At 63.9% G+C, this 20433-nt stretch carries 21 protein-coding genes and 1 pseudogene; 16 read left to right on the forward strand and 6 right to left on the reverse strand.

Going from position 1 to position 20433, the window contains the following annotated elements; all coding sequences use genetic code 11:
- The first annotated feature begins 60 nt into the window (after positions 1-60).
- The 16 genes from GDJ08_RS04265 (at position 61) to GDJ08_RS04340 (ending at position 14074) form a co-directional block, all read left to right on the forward strand.
- The gene (locus GDJ08_RS04265) at positions 61-444 is read left to right on the forward strand and encodes an integrative conjugative element protein, RAQPRD family (protein ID WP_023465080.1); all 384 of its coding nucleotides are present in this window, start codon (positions 61-63) and stop codon (positions 442-444) included.
- Complete coding sequence (locus GDJ08_RS04270; RefSeq protein ID WP_009459672.1) at positions 441-674, forward strand: TIGR03758 family integrating conjugative element protein; 234 nt, start codon at positions 441-443, stop codon at positions 672-674. Before GDJ08_RS04265 ends, GDJ08_RS04270 begins: the two co-directional genes overlap by 4 nt.
- A 10-nt stretch (positions 675-684) precedes the next feature.
- Entirely contained in the window at positions 685-1050 is a 366-nt protein-coding gene (locus GDJ08_RS04275; protein ID WP_023835764.1) for a TIGR03745 family integrating conjugative element membrane protein, read from the forward strand.
- 12 nt (positions 1051-1062) lie between these two features.
- Positions 1063-1461, forward strand: a complete 399-nt coding sequence (locus GDJ08_RS04280) for a TIGR03750 family conjugal transfer protein (protein WP_023103905.1) — start codon at positions 1063-1065, stop codon at positions 1459-1461.
- Positions 1458-2147, forward strand: a complete 690-nt coding sequence (locus tag GDJ08_RS04285; RefSeq protein WP_023835765.1) for a PFL_4703 family integrating conjugative element protein — start codon at positions 1458-1460, stop codon at positions 2145-2147. Before GDJ08_RS04280 ends, GDJ08_RS04285 begins: the two co-directional genes overlap by 4 nt.
- Entirely contained in the window at positions 2144-3070 is a 927-nt protein-coding gene (locus tag GDJ08_RS04290; RefSeq protein WP_023103903.1) for a TIGR03749 family integrating conjugative element protein, read from the forward strand. Before GDJ08_RS04285 ends, GDJ08_RS04290 begins: the two co-directional genes overlap by 4 nt.
- Positions 3060-4490, forward strand: a complete 1431-nt coding sequence (locus GDJ08_RS04295) for a TIGR03752 family integrating conjugative element protein (protein ID WP_017515583.1) — start codon at positions 3060-3062, stop codon at positions 4488-4490. Before GDJ08_RS04290 ends, GDJ08_RS04295 begins: the two co-directional genes overlap by 11 nt.
- Positions 4471-4911, forward strand: a complete 441-nt coding sequence (locus GDJ08_RS04300) for a TIGR03751 family conjugal transfer lipoprotein (RefSeq protein WP_023103901.1) — start codon at positions 4471-4473, stop codon at positions 4909-4911. Before GDJ08_RS04295 ends, GDJ08_RS04300 begins: the two co-directional genes overlap by 20 nt.
- Positions 4911-7778: a conjugative transfer ATPase gene (locus tag GDJ08_RS04305; protein WP_023103900.1), complete on the forward strand. Its 2868-nt coding sequence runs from the start codon at positions 4911-4913 to the stop codon at positions 7776-7778. The genes GDJ08_RS04300 and GDJ08_RS04305 overlap by 1 nt, the downstream gene beginning before the upstream one ends.
- 13 nt (positions 7779-7791) lie before the next feature.
- Complete coding sequence (locus GDJ08_RS04310; protein ID WP_028690954.1) at positions 7792-8556, forward strand: DsbA family protein; 765 nt, start codon at positions 7792-7794, stop codon at positions 8554-8556.
- 178 nt (positions 8557-8734) lie between these two features.
- Positions 8735-9229, forward strand: coding sequence for a RadC family protein (radC, locus tag GDJ08_RS04315; protein WP_023103898.1), 495 nt, complete (start codon positions 8735-8737; stop codon positions 9227-9229).
- A gap of 161 nt (positions 9230-9390) precedes the next feature.
- Entirely contained in the window at positions 9391-9837 is a 447-nt protein-coding gene (locus GDJ08_RS04320) for a TIGR03757 family integrating conjugative element protein (protein WP_017514119.1), read from the forward strand.
- Positions 9834-10781, forward strand: a complete 948-nt coding sequence (locus GDJ08_RS04325; protein WP_023103897.1) for a TIGR03756 family integrating conjugative element protein — start codon at positions 9834-9836, stop codon at positions 10779-10781. Before GDJ08_RS04320 ends, GDJ08_RS04325 begins: the two co-directional genes overlap by 4 nt.
- Before the next feature lie 9 nt (positions 10782-10790).
- A complete protein-coding gene (locus GDJ08_RS04330; protein WP_023103896.1) occupies positions 10791-12185 on the forward strand; it encodes an integrating conjugative element protein in 1395 nt (464 codons plus the stop codon).
- A 5-nt stretch (positions 12186-12190) separates the two neighbouring features.
- Positions 12191-12538 carry a hypothetical protein gene (locus GDJ08_RS04335; protein WP_077273848.1) on the forward strand — a complete coding sequence of 116 codons (348 nt, stop codon included), beginning with the start codon at positions 12191-12193 and terminating at the stop codon, positions 12536-12538.
- 15 nt (positions 12539-12553) lie between these two features.
- Positions 12554-14074: a conjugal transfer protein TraG N-terminal domain-containing protein gene (locus GDJ08_RS04340; protein ID WP_028698647.1), complete on the forward strand. Its 1521-nt coding sequence runs from the start codon at positions 12554-12556 to the stop codon at positions 14072-14074.
- A 32-nt stretch (positions 14075-14106) separates the two neighbouring features.
- On the opposite strand, the pseudogene GDJ08_RS04345 reads toward GDJ08_RS04340, so the two are convergent.
- The 6 genes and pseudogenes from GDJ08_RS04345 to GDJ08_RS04375 form a co-directional block, all read right to left on the reverse strand.
- Positions 14107-16302: pseudogene (locus GDJ08_RS04345) on the reverse strand (Tn3 family transposase); the annotation flags it as partial.
- Between the two features lie 55 nt (positions 16303-16357).
- The gene (locus GDJ08_RS04350; protein WP_001389365.1) at positions 16358-17122 is read right to left on the reverse strand and encodes an IS6-like element IS6100 family transposase; all 765 of its coding nucleotides are present in this window, start codon (positions 17120-17122) and stop codon (positions 16358-16360) included.
- A 506-nt stretch (positions 17123-17628) separates the two neighbouring features.
- On the reverse strand, positions 17629-18129 hold the full coding sequence (locus GDJ08_RS04360) for a GNAT family N-acetyltransferase (RefSeq protein WP_000376623.1): 501 nt from the start codon (positions 18127-18129) through the stop codon (positions 17629-17631).
- A gap of 127 nt (positions 18130-18256) precedes the next feature.
- A complete protein-coding gene (sul1, locus tag GDJ08_RS04365) occupies positions 18257-19096 on the reverse strand; it encodes a sulfonamide-resistant dihydropteroate synthase Sul1 (protein WP_000259032.1) in 840 nt (279 codons plus the stop codon).
- A complete protein-coding gene (locus tag GDJ08_RS04370) occupies positions 19090-19437 on the reverse strand; it encodes a quaternary ammonium compound efflux SMR transporter QacE delta 1 (RefSeq protein WP_000679427.1) in 348 nt (115 codons plus the stop codon). Before GDJ08_RS04370 ends, sul1 begins: the two co-directional genes overlap by 7 nt.
- A gap of 163 nt (positions 19438-19600) precedes the next feature.
- Positions 19601-20392 (reverse strand): ANT(3'')-Ia family aminoglycoside nucleotidyltransferase AadA2, encoded by a 792-nt coding sequence (locus GDJ08_RS04375; protein ID WP_001261740.1) that lies wholly within the window; start codon positions 20390-20392, stop codon positions 19601-19603.
- Between the last annotated feature and the right edge of the window lie 41 nt (positions 20393-20433).

Genomic DNA, 20433 nt, shown 5'->3' on the forward strand with positions numbered 1-20433 from the left:
GGCCTGAAACAGCCCTGATCTCCACGATCTAGCCATTGCTGATCACACAGGAATGGCGCGATGTTGGCTCCGATCTGGCTGCGCGCCGCGCATCGCGGCGTGCCCACTTTTCTCGTGACGGCCCTTGTGTTGGGCCAGTCCTCGATGGCCTTGGCCGAGTCCCCAGCGCAGCGTCAGGAGCTGGTCGCAGCGCTGCGCCAACTCGACGCGCTGGAGCGCACGGTCGCCGACAGCGCCGCGCATGCCCCCATCCAGCCGGGCGAGCGCTACCACTTCGACTACCCGAGGCTGCTGGCTGACCTGGCGCGCGTGCGCGCCGGCATCCAGGCCCATCTCACACCGTCGCGCGCCCAGCCGCGCGACCCGTCCGAATTGGCCGGCGACTACCGCACGGAGCGGGTCGTCCCGCCATCACCGCCGACGACCGCGGAGGGCAAGCCATGAACGGCGCCCAGGTCTCGGCATTTCAAGCCAACAGCGGCATCGCACCTTCAGCGATGGCGACCGTCCTGGTCGGCGTCGTGTTCGCGGTCCTGCTCGTCTGGGGCGTCTGGGCCATGCGAACGGCCTACGTGGGGTGGTCCGAGAGCCGCCTCAACCAGCGCCAGTTCCTCGGCGTCTGCATCCGATTCGTCGCGATGTACCTCGTCCTGACTTTCTTCCTCCTCTCCTGACCTGAAAGGCATGACCATGCAAAACCGCATCCTCAATTCCCGTCTTGCCCAGCGCGCCGCCGTGGCCCTGGGCGCCGCTGCGCTGCCCGTGCTGTCGTTCGCGCAGGGTCTGCCGCAATTGGAGAACCCGACCCGCGGCACGGGCAACGGCATCATGGAAACGATCCGCAACTACGGCTACGACATCATCATGCTCGTAGCCCTGCTGGTGGTGGCGTCGATGTTCATCGGCGTGTGCTACCACGCTTACGGGACCTACGCGGAAATCCACACAGGCCGCAAGACGTGGGGCCAGTTCGGCCTCACGGTCGCCATCGGCGCCGTCCTGCTCGTGATCGGCATCTGGCTGCTCACCGAAGCCACCGGCATCCTGTAAGGCGAGGCCGGTATGTCTGAGCAGCAGCACGTCCGTGCGGACGGGACCGTGACGTTCCTTCCGCACCGGCTCAACCGCCACCCCGTTGTCGTGCGCGGCCTCACCGCCGACGAGCTGTGGATCTGCTGCGGCTTGTCCGGCGCCGCCGGCCTGCTGGTCGGCGCGCCGCTGTCGTGGGTGTTCCGCACGATCGCGCTAGCTCCCACGTTCGTCGTCCTGGGCGTGGCCTTGGGCGTGTTCATCGGCGGCGGCATTCTTCGCCGCCTCAAACGCGGGCGTCCCGACACCTGGCTGTATCGGCAACTGCAATGGCGCATTGCGACACGTCATCCACTGATGGCGGGTTGGGTGGGCGGCCATGTGCTGATCTCGCGTTCCGGCTTCTGGACCACCCGAAGGAGCGCGCGATGAGCCGCTTCAAGAACGAGATCACCCACCTGCAGGCGCACATCAAGACGCTTCGCCTGGGGGCTGGCGCCCTGGTCATCGTCGCCCTGGTCATGGGCGGCGGCTGGTGGAGCGCTCCGCGCGATCTGACCATCCACGTTCCGCCTGACCTGCGCTCCGGCAGTACCAGGAAGTGGTGGGAAGTGCCGCCCGAATCGGTCTATGCGTTCACGTTCTACGTGTTCCAGACGCTCAACCGCTGGCCGACGAATGGCGAAGAGGACTACGCGCGCAACCTCCACACGCTCTCGCCGTATCTCACCCCGTCCTGCCAGGCCTTCCTTCGCGCGGACTACGACTACCGCCGCAGCACGGGCGAGCTGCGCCAGCGCGTGCGCGGGATTTATGAAATCCCCGGCCGCGGCTACGGCGACGACCCTACGGCGCGCGTGCGCGTGGTCTCCGACCGCGACTGGGTGGTGACGCTGGACATCACCGCCGACGAGTACTACGGCGCCGAGCAAGTCAAGCGCGCTCTGGTGCGCTATCCAGTGAAGGTCACGCGGGTGGACGTCGATCCTGCCCGCAACCCGTTCGGCCTGGCGCTCGACTGCTATGAGGGCGCGCCCCAGCGCATCAGCACGCCGGAGCCAACGCGCCCGGCGTCTGGCGGCCTGTCTCCGCAAGCGCCCCAAGGAGAAACCCCATGAAGCATCCTGTACTCACGCTGCTGGGGCTGTTGGCCGTGGCCGCCGCTCCTGCTGTCCAGGCAGTGGAGATCCTGCGCTGGGAACGTATGCCGTTGGCGGTGCCGCTGAAGGTCGGCCACGAGCGCATCGTGTTCATCGACCGCAACGTCCGCGTGGGCGTACCTGCGGGCGTCGGCGAGCGCCTACGGGTGCAGAGCGCGGGCGGCGCGGTGTACCTGCGCGCCAGCGAGCCGATCGAGCCCACGCGGCTGCAATTGCAGGACGCCGACACGGGCGCGCTGATCCTGCTGGACATTGCGGCGGAGCCAGCCAAGGACGGCGAAGCCGAGCTGGAACCAGTGCGCATCGTCGAGGGCAACAGCACCCCGGCGCGCTATGGCGATCAGCCCGGCGATGACAACGAAGCTCCGGCGCGCGCCCAGGACCAGGCCGGCGCGCGAGCGGCGCGACGCGAGACCCCGGTGTCGGTTGTCCTGACGCGCTTTGCCGCACAGAACCTCTACGCGCCGCTACGCACCGTGGAGCCGCTGCCGAGCGTCATGCGGGTGAACCTGCGCCGTGACCTCGACCTCGGCACGCTGATGCCGACGCTGCCCGTGCGCGCGGTCGCGCTCGCGTCATGGCGTCTGGAAGACCAGTGGGTGACCGCCGTGCGCCTGACCAACAGCAGCAGCGGCTGGATCACCCTGGACCCGCGCGTGCTGCAAGGCGATTTCCTCACCGCCACCTTCCAACACGAGGCGCTTGGCCCGCGCGGGACGCCCGAGGACACGACCGTTCTGTACCTGGTGACGCGCGGGCGTGGCCTTGCGCAATCGCTGCTACCAGCGGTCAACCGCTTCGACCCGGCCGTGCATCTCCCGCAACCGGAAGCCGGTTCCCAGGATGGCACCGACCGCAAGGAGGTCCGCCATGCGCAGTAATGGACTCCTGAAGTGGCTGATGATCCCGGTTGCCGTGCTGGTGCTGTTCGTCGCCATCCGGCTGTTCTCGGGAGGCAGCACTTCGGCACCACCGACCGCGGATGCCGGCGCCAAGCTCACGCCAGCGGAAATGAAGGCGCTGGGCATCGAGGGCGATACCCCGCGCGACACCGTGGCGACGCTCGTTGCCCAAGTGAAGCAGTTGCGCACCGAGCTTCAGACCGCGCTCTCGGACAACAAATCCCAGCGCGAAGAAAACCAGCGACTGCGCCAGCGCGAGAACTCCATTGACCAGCGCATCAATTCGGCCCTCGACTCCGAGCGCACCAACCTGCGTCGCGACCAAGAGCAGGCAGCCAGCGCGCGTCAGCAGACCGAAGGGCTGCTGGCCGACCTGCAACGGCGCCTGGACAGTATCGGCGGACGTGGCGGCGGCCATGCCGACCTGCCGGTGGGTCTGGGGCTGCGTGACGGCGACGAGGCCGGCATGGAAGGCGGCGTGCGCTGGGTCGAACCCGACGATGCGAGGAAAGCCGAGGGGCGCAACAGCAGTCGTGGCACGGGTAGCGGCATGAGCTTCCCGACGAGCTTCGGCCCCGCGCAGAGCACGTTGGAAACCACGGCGGAAACCGTGGCGAACGCGGGCGCACGCGCCGCAGGCGTGAAGAGCGCCAAGGCGGTCTATACCGTACCGACCAATTCGACGCTGATGGGGTCGGTGGCGATGACGGCGCTGATCGGCCGCGTGCCGATCGACGGAACCGTCAACGATCCGTACCCCTTCAAGGTGTTGGTCGGATCGGACAACCTGACCGCCAATGGCATCGACATTCCCGACGTGGCCGGTGCCGTGTTCAGCGGCACCGCATCGGGCGACTGGACGCTCTCGTGCGTGCGCGGCCAGGTACGCAGCATCACCTTCGTCTTCCACGACGGCACGATCCGCACCATCCCCGAAGACCGCGACGGCAACCAGCAAAACAACCAGCAGCAGAACTCTCAAAGTGGAGGCCTGGGCTGGATCAGCGACCCATACGGCATTCCCTGCGTCAGCGGGGAGCGGCGCAGCAACGCCCAGCAGTACCTTGGCTCGCAAGCCCTGATTACCGCCGCCGGTGCCGGCGTCGCCTCGCTGATCGACAGCGACAGCGGCCAGATGTCCTACGTCGGCGCCGACGGCTCCATCGGCAGCGTCGGTATCTCGGGCAATGAAGCCGTGGGCCGCATCCTGGCCGGTGGCGTGCGCGACATGGCCGACTGGGTGAACAAGCTGTACGGCCAGGCGTTCGCCGCTGTCTATGTCCAGCCCGGCGCGAAGGTCGCCGTCCACCTCGAAAAGCCGCTCGCCATCGACTTCGATCCCGAAGGCCGCAAGGTCGATCACCGCGCAGGAGAAAGCCATGCTCTCGAACTTGAATAAGGCCCTGGCGCTGGCCCTCGCCGTCGCGGTGCTCGGCGGCTGTGCCACCAGCAAGGAAAAGCTGCTCCCCCACGGCGACAGCACGATGATGGACATCTGGCAGCAGAACGCCGGTGACGGGGGTGGTGGCGCCGGCCAGGTGGCGCGCAGGCAATTGCTCGATGCACGCCAGAGCCTGCGCCGGACGCTGACCGAGGCCGACGTGGAGGCCGCGCCCACCGAGCAGATGCGCTACACGCGCACGGCGCGCAACGAGGTCTATCGCCAGTTCCACCGCCTGCCGAACCCCGATCTTGTCATGTATGTGTACCCGCACCTGGCGGGCACCGATCCCGTGCCGGTTCCGGGCTACACGACGGTCTTTCCCCTGTACCAGCGTGTGCAGTACGCCATGCCGGGCGAGCGCGTGGAGGACTACTGATGCGCTGGAAACTCCCCTGGCCGAAGCTGGCTGCATCCGATGGTGGCAATGACGAGCAGCCGGACGGCTGGCAGCGCCACGTCGAGGCGTTGCGCCAGGCCGGCATTGCCGAACCCGGAGCGACGGTCCAGGGCCGCAGGCCGGCGACCGTGGCGGACGAGCAGGCGATGTACGACGTTGCGCAGTCATTCGCGGAGCTGCTGCCGTGGGTGGAGTTCCTGCCGCCGTCGAAGTCCATGCTGCTGGAGGACGGGCAATCGGTCGCGGCCTTCTACGAACTGGTCCCGCTAGGCACCGAAGGTCGGGAACCGGGCTGGCTCGCTCATGCCCGCGATGCGCTCGAAAACGCGCTCCAGGACTCGTTCGATGAGCTGGATGAGAACCCGTGGGTGCTCCAGCTCTATGCACAGGACGAGCCCAGCTTCGACCAGTACATGCAGACGCTACGCGACTACGTGCAGCCGCGCGCCCGCAGCACGGCCTTCACCGAGTTCTACCTCCGCTTCTTTGGCCACCACCTGCGCGCGGTGGCCAAGCCCGGCGGACTGTTCGAGGATACGGTGGTCACGCGGTTGCGCTGGCGCGGCCAGACGCGGCGCGTGCGCATGGTGGTCTATCGCCGGGCCGCCGGGCAGGCGAACCGCCGCGGCCAGACACCCGAGCAAATGCTGAACATCGTCTGCGATCGCCTCTGCGGCGGCTTGGCGAACGCCGGCATCCAGGCCCGGCGCATGGTCGCGGCCGATGTTCACGACTGGCTGCTGCGTTGGTTCAACCCACGCCCCACGATGCTCGGGCCCGGCGCTGAGGAGCGAGAGCGCTTCTATGCGCTGGCCCGCTATCCCGACGAGGTGGAGGAAGGTGAGATTGAGCTGGCGAGTGGTCGGGACTTCAGTCAACGGCTGTTCTTCGGTCAGCCTCGCTCCGATGCCGAGCACGGCACCTGGTACTTTGACGGTATGCCGCATCGCGTACTGGTCACCGACCGGCTACGCATGCCGCCCGGTACGGGGCACCTGACCGGCGAAACCCGCAAGGGGGACGCTATCAACACGCTTTTCGATCAGATGCCCGAAGACACCACGATGTGTCTGACCATGGTGGCGACGCCCCAGGACATCCTCGAATCGCACCTGAATCACCTGGCGAAGAAGGCTGTCGGCGAAACACTGGCATCGGAACAAACGCTCAAGGATGTGCAGGAGGCACGCTCGCTCATCGGCAGCGCGCACAAGCTCTACCGCGGCACGCTGGCCTTCTATCTGCGCGGACGCGATGAAGCCGAACTTGACAGGCGCGGTCTGGACCTCGCCAACGTGATGCTCAACGCGGGGTTGCAGCCTGTGCGCGAGGACGATGAAGTCGCGCCGCTCAACAGCTACCTGCGCTGGCTACCGTGCTGCTACAACCCTGCGCAAGATCGACGGAACTGGTTCACCCAACTGATGTTCGCCCAGCATGTGGCGAATCTCTCGCCGGCGTGGGGTCGCAGCCAGGGTACGGGTCATCCGGGCAACACGTTCTTCAACCGCGGCGGCGGGCCGATCACGTTTGATCCACTGAACCGCTTGGACAGGCAGATGAACGCCCATCTGTTCCTGTTCGGCCCCACCGGCTCGGGCAAGAGCGCAACGCTCAACAACCTCTTGAACCAGGTCACGGCCATCTACCGGCCGCGGCTGTTCATCGTGGAAGCCGGCAACAGCTTTGGCTTGTTCAGCGACTTCGCAAAGCGCCTGGGTCTGACCGTGAACCGGGTCAAGCTGGCTCCTGGCTCGGGCATCAGCCTGGCGCCGTTCGCCGACGCTCGCCGGCTGATCGAAACGCCCAGCAACGTGCAGACGCTTGATGCCGATGCACTGGATGAAGAATTGCCAGCCGATTCCTCGGTCATGGAGGAGGACGAGCAGCGCGACGTGCTGGGTGAACTGGAGATCACGGCACGGCTGATGATCACAGGCGGCGAGGACAAGGAAGAAGCCCGGATGACGCGGGCCGATCGCTCGCTGATCCGCCAGTGCATCCTCGATGCCGCCGAGCACTGCGTGGCCGAGAAACGCACGGTGCTCACGCGCGACGTGCGCAACGCGCTGCGCACGCGCGGCCAGGACCCGACGCTGCCCGAGATGCGGCGCGTGCGGCTGCTGGAGATGGCGGACGCGATGGACATGTTCTGCCAAGGCACGGACGGCGAGATGTTCGATCGCGATGGCACGCCGTGGCCCGAGGCCGACATCACGCTGGTGGATCTCGCGACCTATGCCCGGGAGGGCTACAACGCGCAGCTCTCCATCGCCTACATCAGCCTGATCAGCACGGTGAACAACATCGCCGAGCGCGACCAGTACCTGGGCCGTCCGATCATCAATGTGACCGACGAAGGCCACATCATCACGAAGAACCCGCTGCTTGCGCCCTACGTTGTAAAAATTACAAAAATGTGGCGCAAGCTAGGGGCCTGGTTCTGGCTGGCTACACAAAATATCGACGATCTGCCGCGTGCCGCGGAGCCCATGCTCAACATGATTGAGTGGTGGATCTGCCTGTCGATGCCGCCCGATGAGGTCGAGAAGATTGCACGCTTCCGCGAACTCTCGCCCGCGCAGAAAGCGCTGATGCTCTCGGCGCGCAAAGAAGCGGGCAAGTTCACCGAGGGCGTCATCCTTTCCAAGAGCATGGAAGTGCTGTTCCGCGCCGTGCCGCCCAGCCTGTACTTGGCGTTGGCGCAGACCGAACCCGAAGAGAAGGCCGAGCGCTACCAGCTCATGCAGCACTACGGCTGCACCGAACTGGAAGCGGCCTTCAAGGTGGCCGAGAAGATCGACCAGGCGCGCGGCATCGAGTCGCCGGCCTTGGAACTGTCGTAAGACGGAGAACGCCATGGAACAGAAACGTCCTTCCATTCCGATGCAGGTCCAGGCGTTCCGCCGCCGCAACGGGCGGCCCCGCTGGCCCTGGGCATTGGCTGCTGTGCTGGTCGCGCTGCTGCTGATCTGGCTTGTGTCAAGGTCGCCCGGCGAATCCCCGCCGCAGCCGCCCACGCCGGTCAGCATGGCACCGGTGGCCGGGCCGCCCTGGCTAATGGGCAACCCCAAAGGCCGTTTCACGCTGACGCTCTATGCCGACCTGGAGTGCCCGTTCTGCCGGGAGTATTTCCCGCAGCTCAAGCGGTGGATCGGCAACAACACCGACGTGGCGCTGCAATGGCACCACCAGCCGCTGGCCGAGCACGAGCCGGCCGCGTCAGCCGAGGCACGCCTAGTGGAATGCGCTGCCGAAGCAGGTGGGCATGTCGCGTTCTGGCAGGCGATCGAATGGGTCTATGCCCACACGCGCAGCGGCGGCCAGGGCTTGCCCGATGGCTTGCGGTACCCCGAATCGACGCCAGCCAGCGAGCAGTGCATGGCAAGCGAAAGGCCCAGTGCGGCTATCCGCGCCCAGGCTGCGGAAGCCACCAAGAGCGGCGTAACCGCCACGCCGTCGCTGCGCCTGCTCGATCGCCAAACGGGCCAGGCCATCCTGCTGCAGGGGCCGATCGAGGGCGATGCCTTGCTGTCAGCCATGGACATGCTGGCGGCTGAGGGTCCGACCAGCACACCCACATCCGAAATGCCTGCCGACGTCGTCGGCGACATGCCCAGGTAGCCCCGGTCTTCAAGGCTACGGCGCAGTCCTCTGCGCTGACCGCGACTCGTTCGCCTTGCATCCTGGCCGCGAACGGTCACCGCAATCGCGGTGATGGATGCATCTTTTCATTCTCATCCCCAGGAGGGCTTGCCCTCGGGGGCGCGCGCCCTCCGATCTCACCGTCTGGAGGTTCGCCATGTCTTTCGCCATCAATGACTCCTGTGTGGAGTCGCTTTCCGCCGTAGCTGCCCAGCACGAAGACTGGATCATCCAGCAGGCCATCGTGCTGCTGGAAAAACGGATCTTCAAAGCTGGACCATGCCTCAGCCAGCCGGCCGCCGTGCGGGACTATCTGCGCGTGAAACTGGTCGCTGAACCCAACGAGATATTCGCCGCTGTGTTCCTGGATAGCATGCACCAGGTGCTGGCCTACGAGCCATTGTTCAGGGGCACGATCAACTCGACTTCTGTTTATCCACGTGTCGTCGTACAGCGTGTGCTGGAGTTGAACGCCGCCGCGGTGATCTTCGCGCACCAGCACCCCTCGGGCATCTCCGAGCCGTCGAGCGCGGATCGTGTGCTGACCCAGCAACTGCAGGCCGCGCTGGCGCTCATCGATGTACGGGTACTGGATCACATCATCGTAGGCCAAGGTTCCCCGTTCTCCTTTGCGGAGTCAGGCCTGCTGTAACGGTCGCATTGCTTCATTGATCCTCGCGGAGGCTTCGGCCTCCGTTTTTTTATGGCCCGGGACAAGCAGGTATGCGGGCAGCCCGCGATGCGCATTGTTTGTTGGGGTGGCATCGGGTTCGCGTTTGACTATGGCCCTGATCAACTTTCGGGGCACGCGACATGCCGGCATCCTTTTCCACGTTCGCGTCGGGCTGGCGAACCCTTGGTCTCGTCGTGGCGCTGCCGGCGTCCCTGGCCGTGTTCAGCCCCGTCACCTTCGCAGCCGACGTACTGGTCGTCACCGACAGCCACCACCCGGTCAAGACCATGGGCGGCGAGCGGCTGATCGAGCTGGACGAAGCCCGCCGGATTGAAGCGGAGCTTTCTGCGGAACTGCCCGCCGCCCCCGAACAGGCGGCGGCCACCGTCAAGCGTCGGCTGAACCAAGGCGGCGCCGACCTACAGCGCCGCATCGCTTCCGCATACCAGGGCGTCACCGACGCATGGAGCCTGGGCATCACCAGCATCCCGGCTGTCGTGGTGGATCAGCGCTACGTGGTCTATGGCGAGCCGGATGTGGCCCGCGCTGTCGCGCGCATCGAGCAGCGTCGGAGGACCCAGCCATGACGAGGCCATTCGACCTTATGCGCCGCATGCGGGCTGGCGTGGCTTCCTTGCTGCTGCTCAGCGCCACGGGTAGCTACGCCTTGAACACCACCGCCATCGTTGCCTCGGTGGCCTCGCCCGATTGCTTGGAGTACCGGGTGGTGGGTATCTGCTACTGGCTCTACTGCACCTGGGGAGGCTGCACGGTGCGCACCTCTGTCAAGGTGCGCCACTACATCCCCGATGCGGTCGTCTCCAGCTACAGCAACACGGGCGAGAACCCGTGGGTCGAAGTCCGGGCGATGAGTACGGCCAACCCGTCCGCCCAAGCGGGCGGCGATGGAACGACGAACGAGGATCACGAAAACAATCTCGCGAAATTCAAGAACGCCGACGTGATCGGCCATCCCGGCGTCGAGGTGTTCAACCAGTTTGTTTCGTCCTCGGGCTACTTCTGCGAGGGCGCGGGAACGGCATTCATGCCGTATCTGCTCAGCACCTTGGACACGCTTGCCTGGCGCTACAACGTGCCCGAGATGGCCTACCCGGAGGCATTGATTCCCGGCATGCGCGAGGTCGGCGCACGCACCACGATGAACCTTTGGGGCAACGTGTATCCCCGCGGCGGCTTCCTGCACCAGACCGACGACCACAAATCGGGAGCCGTGGTGGCCCAGCGTGCGGGCGATGTCGTCACGCGCCGCGGGCAGTTGCACGTGTACCAGCCGCTGCTTGCCAATGCCCGCGATGGCTACTGGCCCGCCAGCGCGCTGATGGAGGGTGATGCCTCGACTGGCAAGTGGCAGGAACTCACGCCCGTCCTGTCCTCGTCCTGCACGGTTTTCCCACGCACCGGCTTCCTGACTCAGGCCCAGCAAGGCGACTACGCCTGGGCGCTGTGGCGGCCGTATGCCTGCTGCGAACGCCGTGGACAGGTGTTCCTTGGCAGCGTTGATTTCCTTTGAGGTGCCGCGATGAAGCGTTCCGACTCTATGCAGTTCTCCCCACCGGCTCGTGGCAAGAGGATCTGTTTGGCGCTTACCGGCGCGTTGGTTCTGGCAAGCGGCGTGGCCTGGGGCCAACTGGGCTACCAGACCAGCGGCAACGTCATCGGCGATGACGTCATGTACTCCATCGGCGGCGGCAGCGCCGTTTCGATGGGCCGCGCAGCCGGCATGCGCTCGCTCGGCGTGGGTGTCGGCTGGAACAGCAATCTGATCTGCGGCGACATGAGCATCCAGACCACGTTGAAGAATCAACTCAACGGTGTCACCAATGGCTTTCAGCAGATCATGTCCTCGGTGATCCAGAGTGCTACGAGTGCTGTGGCGTCCCTGCCGGCGTTGATCATCCAGCGTGCAGATCCAGGCCTCTACAACCTGCTCACCAACGGCGTTCTGCAAGCGCGGCTGGATTTCGACCGCTCGAAGCTGACGTGCCGCGCCATGGCCGAAAAGATGGCCGAAACGGCTGGCGGCCAACTCGGCTGGAGCCAGATGGCAGAGGGGTTGGCGCTGCGTGACGCTGTTTCGAGCACGGATGCCGTCTCGGCCATCGAGCAGGCCGAGACGCGCCGTGGCAACGATGGCGTGCCCTGGGTCGGGGGAAGCAATGCCGGCGGCTCCGGTCAGCCCGCGATCAAGGTGGTCGGTGACGTCACCCGCGCGGGCTACAACCTGGTCAATGGCCGCGGGGTGACCGACACGTCGGCAATCGCTCCGGCCAGTTGCACGAGCCTGTCGTGCCAAACCTGGACCACGCCGCAGGCGGCCATCGAGTGGGCAACACGGGTGCTCGGCGAGAAGGAGCAGCGCACCTGCGACGCCTGCACCAAGACGGAGACGGTGCCCGGCGTCGGGCTGACGCCCCTGATCCAGGAGGAGTACGACGCCAAGCTGCAGGCGCTCCAGGACCTGGTCTCCAAGGCGAAGAACACGACGCCCGAAAACCTGCGGGAGGCCGGCAGCGCGTCGCTGCCCATCACGCGCGGCGTGGTCGAGGCACTGCGCGACGAACCGGACCAGCACCTGCTGTCGCAGCGCCTGGCGTCCGAGGTTGCGCTGGCGTCGGTGCTGGAGAAGGCGCTACTGCTGCAACGCACGCTGCTGACCGGCAAGAAGGAGCCCAACGTGGCGGCCAACCAGCTCGCCGTGGAGGCGGTGAACCACGAGAGCGACACGCTCGATCGCGAGATTCGCAACCTCAAGACCGAGCTGGAGCTGCGCCGGGAGCTGGCGAACAACTCGCCCATGGCGATCATCCAGCGCCACGGCACGCGCGCGGCGGGCTCGCGTGGCATCTACGAAGGCGATCCGGTGCCTGACCGCCTCGATCAGTTGCAGAAGGGCAATCCGGGAGGCCGGCCATGAGCCTGATGCGTGCGGCCTGGCTGCGCCCGCGCTGGCTGTTCAACCGGCGCGCAGCGAAGGCGCTGCTGTGGACGATGGTACTCGCGGCCGTCGCCGTGGGTGCCAACATCGTTGGCATCTACCTCGTCGGAAGTGTCGCGGGCTGGGAGCGTTGGCTGGCGGCAGCAGCGGGCTACTTCCTGGTCTGGCGGCTGTGCCTGTATGGCGCGACGGCCTACGGCTGGGTCTGGATGCGTCGCCGGCTGCTTGCGCGTGAGGACGACGCGCAAGCGCGGCGCCGCCTGGTACGCAGCGAGATCGCCGGCGTCGTTGCCATCGTGGCGCTTGAAGCCAGCCTGTTGATGCAGGGCTGAGGGGAGGTCCGAGCCGTGACGCTTTTCACAACCGACTACCTGGAGTACTACCTGACCTTGGTGTCCTGGATCGTCAACAACGGCATCTGGGCGGTACTGGTATCCAGCGGGGTATTCGCACTGCCCTTCGTGGCGATCATCGTGCAGGAATGGCTTAAGGCCCGTGCGGAAGGTGCCGACGAAGGCAACAAGGGCGTGCTCTCGGCCGCACGCATCGAGAACCGGGTGTTCGTCGCCATCGTGGTGGTGATGTTCGCCGGCATCCCCTTCATCGACGTGGACCTCAACACAATTCAGTACGACAGCTCGCGCTCGGCCCAGTGCCAGGTCAACGTGCCGCAGCCCACGGATACCGGCTGGTCCCAGTCCTTCAGCACCATCAACAACCAGAGTGCCAAGGTGCCGGTCTGGTGGGCCTTCATGCACGCGCTCTCGCGCGCCGTCACCAGCGCCTCGGTGGCGGCAATCCCGTGCGGGACAGACCTGCGACAGATGCGCATGGAGATCGACGCTACCCGCATCAATGACCCGGTTCTGGCTCAGGAAGTGGCCGATTTCACACACGACTGCTACGGACCTGCACGCGCTAAATTGTTCATGGCGCGGCCGGAGCTGGACGACGCTCAAATGAACGACGTGACCTGGATCGGTTCGAGGTTTTTCACGGATACCGGCGGCTACTACGACAGCTACCGTTCCAGCACGGCGCGCGAGTCATGGCCCTATGACGACACCCGCGACGCAGGGCTTGCGCAGGTGGCCAGTGGCGGCGGCTACCCGACCTGCAGGCAGTGGTGGGCCGATGGCAGCAACGGCCTGCGGGCACGGCTGCTGGGCCAGGTGGACCCCAGCCTGTTGAATCGCTTGGCGGGCTGGGCCGGGTTCCTGAGCCGTACCGAGGTGGACGATTCGGTGGTCCGTACCATCGCGTCACCGCGACAGCAGAAGCTCAACCAGGGTTCGGTCTATACCGACTACGGCGGCCAGATCGACAAGACCCTGCCGAACATCGTGACGCGGGCCACGGGGGATGTAGGAATGGCGGTCGGGGCACTTGCCGCATTTCCCGCCATGGACGTGGTGCGCCAGGCGCTGCCCATGGTGCTTGCCTTGCTCAAGATGGCACTGGTCATCTGCATCCCGCTCGTACTGGTCGTCGGAACCTATGACCTGAAGACGGTCGTCACCGTCAGCGTCGTGCAATTCGCGCTGTTCTTCACCGATTTCTGGTTCCAACTCGCACGCTGGATCGACAGCACCATCCTCGATGCGCTCTATGGGTGGGGCTTCGGCTGGAACCGGCCACACACTAACTTCGATCCGCTGGTGGGGTTGAACAATGCCTTTGGCGACCTGCTCCTGATGTTCGTCATGGGCACGATGTTCCTGGTCTTGCCGGGCTTTTGGCTTGCGAGCCTTACCTGGGTTGGGATTCGGGCCGGGCACGTCATCCAGGGGCTTTCAGATGGCAGCAAGAGCGCCGGCCAAGCAGGCGGTAAGGGCGCTGGGGCCCTTACCGGAGGTAAGCTGAAGTAGGGGTCGTTTGCGGGAGGGGGCGGAATCCTACGCTAAGGCTTTGGCCAGCGATATTCTCCGGTGAGATTGATGTGTTCCCATCCGAGCGGCGAAACATGGGCCAAGAGATCGGGCGATAGCAGCTTTCCATCGCGTTTCTGGTTTGCAACGACCTCGCCGAGCTTCATGGTGTTCCAGAAGATGATGATGGCGGCGAGCAGATTCATGCCGGCGATGCGGTAATGCTGGCCTTCGGCGGAACGGTCGCGGATTTCACCGCGGCGGTGGAAGCTGATTGCCCGCTTCAGCGCATGATGAGCTTCGCCTTTGTTGAGCCCGATCTGGGCACGCCGTTGGAGTTCGGCATCCAGAATCCAGTCGATCATGAACAGGGTGCGCTCGACGCGACCGACTTCCCGCAGGGCTGTCGCGAGCTCGTTCTGCCGCGGATAGGAGGCGAGTTTCCGCAGAATCTGGCTTGGCGCGACGGTCCCGGCAGCAATGGTGGCGGCGATGCGCAGGATGTCGGGCCAATTGCGCTCGATCATGGCTTGGTTGACCTTTCCGCCGATCAACGCTCGCAGGTGCGCCGGGGCGGCCGACGGATTGAACGCGTAGAGCCGTTTGGATGGCAGGTCGCGGATGCGCGGAGCGAACCGGTAGCCGAGAATGGCACATGCGGCAAAGACGTGATCGGTGAAGCCGCCCGTGTCGGTGAACTGCTCGCGGATATGGCGTCCAGCATCGTTCATCAGCAGGCCATCGAGGATGTAAGGCGCTTCGCTTGCCGTTGCAGGAATCACCTGGGTTGCGAACGGCGCATATTGGTCGGAGACGTGGCTATAGGCTTTCAGGCCCGGGGTATTGCCATATTTCGCGTTGACCAGGTTCATGGCCTCACCTTGCTCTGTAGCGACGAAGAACTGTCCGTCGCTCGAAGCCGACGTGCCCATGCCCCAGAACCGGGCCATGGGTAACGCTGCCTGTGCCTCGACCACCATGGCCAGCGCCCGGTCATAGGCTTCGCCCTCGACATGCCACCGTCCAATGCGGATCAATTCCCAGAAGGTGTGGGTGTTTGTCGCATCCGCCATTTTGCGCAAGCCGAGGTTGATCCCTTCCGCCAAGATAACGTTCATTAGCCCGATCCGGTCAGCGCAGGGTGCTCCTGTGCGCAGATGGGTGAACGCTTCGGTGAAGCCGGTCGCCGCATCCACCTCCAGCAGGAGATCGGTGATGCGCGTGGGCGGGATCTGCTTGTAGAGATCGAGCACCAGATCTTCGGCGCCTGTCGGCGCGGCGGCTTCGAGTTTCTCGATATGCAGAACGCCGTTTTCAATCGACCCGCCCGGGATCGTGCCTGCGCGAGCGGCACGGCCAAGCTCGCGCAACCGCATGTCGAGGCGAGCTTGCCGGTCTGCCAGCCATTCCTCCGGCCGCAATGGCACAGCGAGACGACCGCCTTCCGCGATGGATTGTGCCGGAACGAGTGCGTGTTTCAGATCGCCATAGCGCCGGGACCTAGTAAGCCAGACATCTCCGGAGCGGAACGCATCGCGCAGATGGAACAGCACCGCGATCTCCCATAGGCGAGCGTCGCCAGCCCTCTGGGCCCGAAGGTGGCGATGCCATTTCGAGCTGGGCCGCAAGAAGCTGGTCATCGCGGCATCGTTCAAACCGGTACGAAGGGCCGTCACCGCTTCCAGAAGCGGCAGTGCAACGGGCGCAGCTCGCAGATCGAGCAGGCGCAACATGCGTGGAGCGTATCGGCGGAAGCGGTGATAACCGTCGAGCACATGATTGAGCGGATCGTCGGCCATGGTGGCGGTCAGCCTGGTTGCCATTGCAACAAGGGTTTTTAAGCCGTCCCACCCTGACCCACTCGCGATGACATCGCCCAGCGGCTGGCCATCATCCTGTGCATCGACCAGGGCGCCCCCGATCTCGGCGAAGGATTTCAGGGTGTCACGCACCACCCCCGCTTCGTCTGCGACCTTTGCATGGCAAATACGCTCCGAAGCACGGTAGAGACGGCCGACGATCCGGTCGTGGGTTTCGACCACTGCGTCGGCCAACATCGCCTGCCATTCCGAGACGCAAACAGCCAAGATCGCAAGCCGCCTGTCCTCCGGGAGATCGCGCATGCCGTCGGCATAATACCGTTCACCCTGCCTGCGCAGACGAGTCACCCGATGGGCAGGAACGCCGGCAAGCAGATCCTCGGGGAGATCGATGCGTTGCAGATATTCGGGCTCTGTTGCAAAGATTGGCGGCAGTCAGAGGTAGGCTGTCGCTCTGCGCCGATCAGGCGGCTGCTGCGAAATGGTGGTTGAGCATGCCCATGGCCTCCGTCAGCGCCGAGGGCCCAATGCCAAAAGCTCTCTCCACAAGGCGCACCTCGCCCCTGATGCCGGGCTGCAGGCACCAGGGGCGAGCCTGTCCTTTGCGCAGGGCTCGCATGACTTCGAATCCCTTGATCGTGGCATAGGCCGTGGGGATCGATTTGAAACCGCGCACCGGCTTGATCAGTATCTTGAGCTTTCCGTGATCGGCCTCGATCACGTTATTGAGATACTTCACCTGCCGGTGGGCCGTCTCCCGGTCCAGCTTTCCTTCGCGCTTCAATTCGGTGATCGCTGCACCATAGCTCGGCGCTTTGTCGGTATTGAGCGTGGCAGGCTTTTCCCAGTGCTTCAGGCCTCGCAGGGCCTTGCCCAGGAACCGCTTCGCTGCCTTGGCGCTGCGGGTCGGCGACAGGTAGAAATCGATCGTGTCGCCCCGCTTGTCGACTGCCCGGTACAGGTAGGTCCACTTGCCCCGCACCTTGACGTAGGTTTCATCCAGGCGCCAGCTCGGATCAAAGCCACGCCGCCAGAACCAGCGCAGCCGCTTCTCCATCTCCGGGGCGTAGCACTGGACCCAGCGATAGATCGTCGTATGGTCGACCGAAATGCCGCGTTCCGCCAGCATTTCCTCAAGGTCGCGATAGCTGATCGGATAGCGACAATACCAGCGCACCGCCCACAGGATCACATCACCCTGGAAATGGCGCCACTTGAAATCCGTCATCGTTCCGTCCGTCCAATCTCCGCCAAGCATGCTCAAGCTTCACGATTTTTGCAACAGAGCCCACACGAGTATTGAGCATAGTCGAGATTGGTGCAGATCACTTCTGATATTGAACTGTCAGGAGCTGGCTGCACAACAGCCATTACGCCCAATCAACTGGTGCAGTCGTCTTCTGAAAATGACATTTGGTATCTCTCATAAACGGATGTTTTTGAGAGAACTATCTTCGGCCTTCACACGCACGAAAGGCGGCGAAGCTCCGCCGTTAATCCGTCCGCCGGAGATCTCGCCCAGGCAGGCTGAAGGCCGAGCAAGCCTGACAGGCCCGAAAAGCCCGGCACGGGCGTCGGCGGCGATGACGGCGGCGGCATTATCCAGGGTTGATGATGGAAGTGGAGGATATCGACAACCTCTCGCGCAACCAAGACATCGCGGTCGGACTGCAAGTGATCTTGAAGCCACGGGCCCGTCCCACCCCGACATGGACCTCGATGCCCGAACGGACGTTAGATTTCGAGTTCTAGGCGTTCTGCGATGAAGGTTGGATCCCAGCCGGGATTGAAAGTGTCGACGTGGGTGAATCCGAGCCGCTCGTATAGGCCACGCAGGTTCGGGTGGCAGTCGAGCCGCAGCTTGGCGCACCCCTGCGTTCGCGCGGCATGGCGGCAAGCCTCGATCAGCGCGGAGCTGACACCCCGGCCCGCATGTGTCCGTCGCACCGCGAGCTTGTGCAGATATGCGGCCTCCCCCTTGAGGGCGTCGGGCCAGAACTCGGGATCCTCGGCCGACAAGGTGCAACAGCCGACGATGCCGTCGCTGCAACTCGCGACTAGGAGCTCGGATCTCAGGACGAAGGTCTCCGCGAATGTCCGGTCGATCCGCGCGACGTCCCAGGCGGGCGTTCCCTTGGCGGACATCCACGCCGCAGCGTCGTGCATCAGCCGCACAACCTCGTCGATATCACCCGAGCAGGCGACCCGAACGTTCGGAGGCTCCTCGCTGTCCATTCGCTCCCCTGGCGCGGTATGAACCGCCGCCTCATAGTGCAGTTTGATCCTGACGAGCCCAGCATGTCTGCGCCCACCTTCGCGGAACCTGACCAGGGTCCGCTAGCGGGCGGCCGGAAGGTGAATGCTAGGCATGATCTAACCCTCGGTCTCTGGCGTCGCGACTGCGAAATTTCGCGAGGGTTTCCGAGATGGTGATTGCGCTTCGCAGATCTCCAGGCGCGTGGGTGCGGACGTAGTCAGCGCCATTGCCGATCGCGTGAAGTTCCGCCGCAAGGCTCGCTGGACCCAGATCCTTTACAGGAAGGCCAACGGTGGCGCCCAAGAAGGATTTCCGCGACACCGAGACCAATAGCGGAAGCCCCAACGCCGACTTCAGCTTTTGAAGGTTCGACAGCACGTGCAGCGATGTTTCCGGTGCGGGGCTCAAGAAAAATCCCATCCCCGGATCGAGGATGAGCCGGTCGGCAGCGACCCCGCTCCGTCGCAAGGCGGAAACCCGCGCCTCGAAGAACCGCACAATCTCGTCGAGCGCGTCTTCGGGTCGAAGGTGACCGGTGCGGGTGGCGATGCCATCCCGCTGCGCTGAGTGCATAACCACCAGCCTGCAGTCCGCCTCAGCAATATCGGGATAGAGCGCAGGGTCAGGAAATCCTTGGATATCGTTCAGGTAGCCCACGCCGCGCTTGAGCGCATAGCGCTGGGTTTCCGGTTGGAAGCTGTCGATTGAAACACGGTGCATCTGATCGGACAGGGCGTCTAAGAGCGGCGCAATACGTCTGATCTCATCGGCCGGCGATACAGGCCTCGCGTCCGGATGGCTGGCGGCCGGTCCGACATCCACGACGTCTGATCCGACTCGCAGCATTTCGATCGCCGCGGTGACAGCGCCGGCGGGGTCTAGCCGCCGGCTCTCATCGAAGAAGGAGTCCTCGGTGAGATTCAGAATGCCGAACACCGTCACCATGGCGTCGGCCTCCGCAGCGACTTCCACGATGGGGATCGGGCGAGCAAAAAGGCAGCAATTATGAGCCCCATACCTACAAAGCCCCACGCATCAAGCTTTTGCCCATGAAGCAACCAGGCAATGGCTGTAATTATGACGACGCCGAGTCCCGACCAGACTGCATAAGCAACACCGACAGGGATGGATTTCAGAACCAGAGAAAGAAAATAAAATGCGATGCCATAACCGATTATGACAACGGCGGAAGGGGCAAGCTTAGTAAAGCCCTCGCTAGATTTTAATGCGGATGTTGCGATTACTTCGCCAACTATTGCGATAACAAGAAAAAGCCAGCCTTTCATGATATATCTCCCAATTTGTGTAGGGCTTATTATGCACGCTTAAAAATAATAAAAGCAGACTTGACCTGATAGTTTGGCTGTGAGCAATTATGTGCTTAGTGCATCTAACGCCGGAGTTAAGCCGCCGCGCGTAGCGCGGTCGGCTTGAACGAATTGTTAGACATCATTTACCAACTGACTTGATGATCTCGCCTTTCACAAAGCGAATAAATTCTTCCAAGTGATCTGCGCGTGAGGCCAAGTGATCTTCTTTTTGTCCCAGATAAGCTTGCTTAGCTTCAAGTAAGACGGGCTGATACTGGGCAGGTAGGCGTTTTATTGCCCAGTCGGCAGCGACATCCTTCGGCGCGATTTTGCCGGTTATTGCGCTGTACCAAATGCGGGACAACGTAAGCACTACATTTCGCTCATCGCCGGCCCAGTCGGGCTGCGAGTTCCATAGCTTCAAGGTTTCCCTCAGCGCCTCGAATAGATCCTGTTCAGGAACCGGGTCAAAGAATTCCTCCGCTGCCGGACCTACCAAGGCAACGCTATGTTCTCTTGCTTTTGTAAGCAGGATAGCTAGATCAATGTCGATCATGGCTGGCTCGAAGATACCCGCAAGAATGTCATTGCGCTGCCATTCTCCAAATTGCAGCTCGCGCTTAGCCGGATAACGCCACGGGATGATGTCGTCATGCACGACAAGGGTGACTTCTATAGCGCGGAGCGTCTCGCTCTCGCCAGGGAAAGCCGAAGCCTCCATAAGGTCATTGAGCAATGCTCGCCGCGTCGTTTCATCAAGCTTTACGGCCACAGTAACCAACAAATCAATATCGCTGTATGGCTTCAGGCCGCCATCCACTGCGGAGCCGTACAAATGCACGGCCAGCAACGTTGATTCCAGATGGCGCTCAATGACGCTTAGCACCTCTGATAGTTGGTTCGAAATTTCGATGGTCACCGCTACCCTCATGATGTCTAACGCCTGAGCTCAGCCGACCGAAACCGCGTAGC

Source organism: Stenotrophomonas nematodicola (assembly GCF_009467805.1).
GTDB lineage: Bacteria > Pseudomonadota > Gammaproteobacteria > Xanthomonadales > Xanthomonadaceae > Stenotrophomonas > Stenotrophomonas nematodicola.

Excerpts from the sequence above, each read along its gene's own strand:
- GDJ08_RS04265 (WP_023465080.1), top strand. The coding sequence starts at position 61 with ATGTTGGCTCCGATCTGGCTGCGCGCCGCGCATCGCGGCGTGCCCACT.
- GDJ08_RS04270 (WP_009459672.1), top strand. The coding sequence starts at position 441 with ATGAACGGCGCCCAGGTCTCGGCATTTCAAGCCAACAGCGGCATCGCA.
- GDJ08_RS04275 (WP_023835764.1), top strand. The coding sequence starts at position 685 with ATGACCATGCAAAACCGCATCCTCAATTCCCGTCTTGCCCAGCGCGCC.
- GDJ08_RS04280 (WP_023103905.1), top strand. The coding sequence starts at position 1,063 with ATGTCTGAGCAGCAGCACGTCCGTGCGGACGGGACCGTGACGTTCCTT.
- GDJ08_RS04285 (WP_023835765.1), top strand. The coding sequence starts at position 1,458 with ATGAGCCGCTTCAAGAACGAGATCACCCACCTGCAGGCGCACATCAAG.
- GDJ08_RS04290 (WP_023103903.1), top strand. The coding sequence starts at position 2,144 with ATGAAGCATCCTGTACTCACGCTGCTGGGGCTGTTGGCCGTGGCCGCC.
- GDJ08_RS04295 (WP_017515583.1), top strand. The coding sequence starts at position 3,060 with ATGCGCAGTAATGGACTCCTGAAGTGGCTGATGATCCCGGTTGCCGTG.
- GDJ08_RS04300 (WP_023103901.1), top strand. The coding sequence starts at position 4,471 with ATGCTCTCGAACTTGAATAAGGCCCTGGCGCTGGCCCTCGCCGTCGCG.
- GDJ08_RS04305 (WP_023103900.1), top strand. The coding sequence starts at position 4,911 with ATGCGCTGGAAACTCCCCTGGCCGAAGCTGGCTGCATCCGATGGTGGC.
- GDJ08_RS04310 (WP_028690954.1), top strand. The coding sequence starts at position 7,792 with ATGGAACAGAAACGTCCTTCCATTCCGATGCAGGTCCAGGCGTTCCGC.
- radC (WP_023103898.1), top strand. The coding sequence starts at position 8,735 with ATGTCTTTCGCCATCAATGACTCCTGTGTGGAGTCGCTTTCCGCCGTA.
- GDJ08_RS04320 (WP_017514119.1), top strand. The coding sequence starts at position 9,391 with ATGCCGGCATCCTTTTCCACGTTCGCGTCGGGCTGGCGAACCCTTGGT.
- GDJ08_RS04325 (WP_023103897.1), top strand. The coding sequence starts at position 9,834 with ATGACGAGGCCATTCGACCTTATGCGCCGCATGCGGGCTGGCGTGGCT.
- GDJ08_RS04330 (WP_023103896.1), top strand. The coding sequence starts at position 10,791 with ATGAAGCGTTCCGACTCTATGCAGTTCTCCCCACCGGCTCGTGGCAAG.
- GDJ08_RS04335 (WP_077273848.1), top strand. The coding sequence starts at position 12,191 with ATGCGTGCGGCCTGGCTGCGCCCGCGCTGGCTGTTCAACCGGCGCGCA.
- GDJ08_RS04350 (WP_001389365.1), bottom strand. The coding sequence starts at position 17,122 with ATGACGGATTTCAAGTGGCGCCATTTCCAGGGTGATGTGATCCTGTGG.
- GDJ08_RS04360 (WP_000376623.1), bottom strand. The coding sequence starts at position 18,129 with ATGGACAGCGAGGAGCCTCCGAACGTTCGGGTCGCCTGCTCGGGTGAT.
- sul1 (WP_000259032.1), bottom strand. The coding sequence starts at position 19,096 with ATGGTGACGGTGTTCGGCATTCTGAATCTCACCGAGGACTCCTTCTTC.
- GDJ08_RS04370 (WP_000679427.1), bottom strand. The coding sequence starts at position 19,437 with ATGAAAGGCTGGCTTTTTCTTGTTATCGCAATAGTTGGCGAAGTAATC.
- GDJ08_RS04375 (WP_001261740.1), bottom strand. The coding sequence starts at position 20,392 with ATGAGGGTAGCGGTGACCATCGAAATTTCGAACCAACTATCAGAGGTG.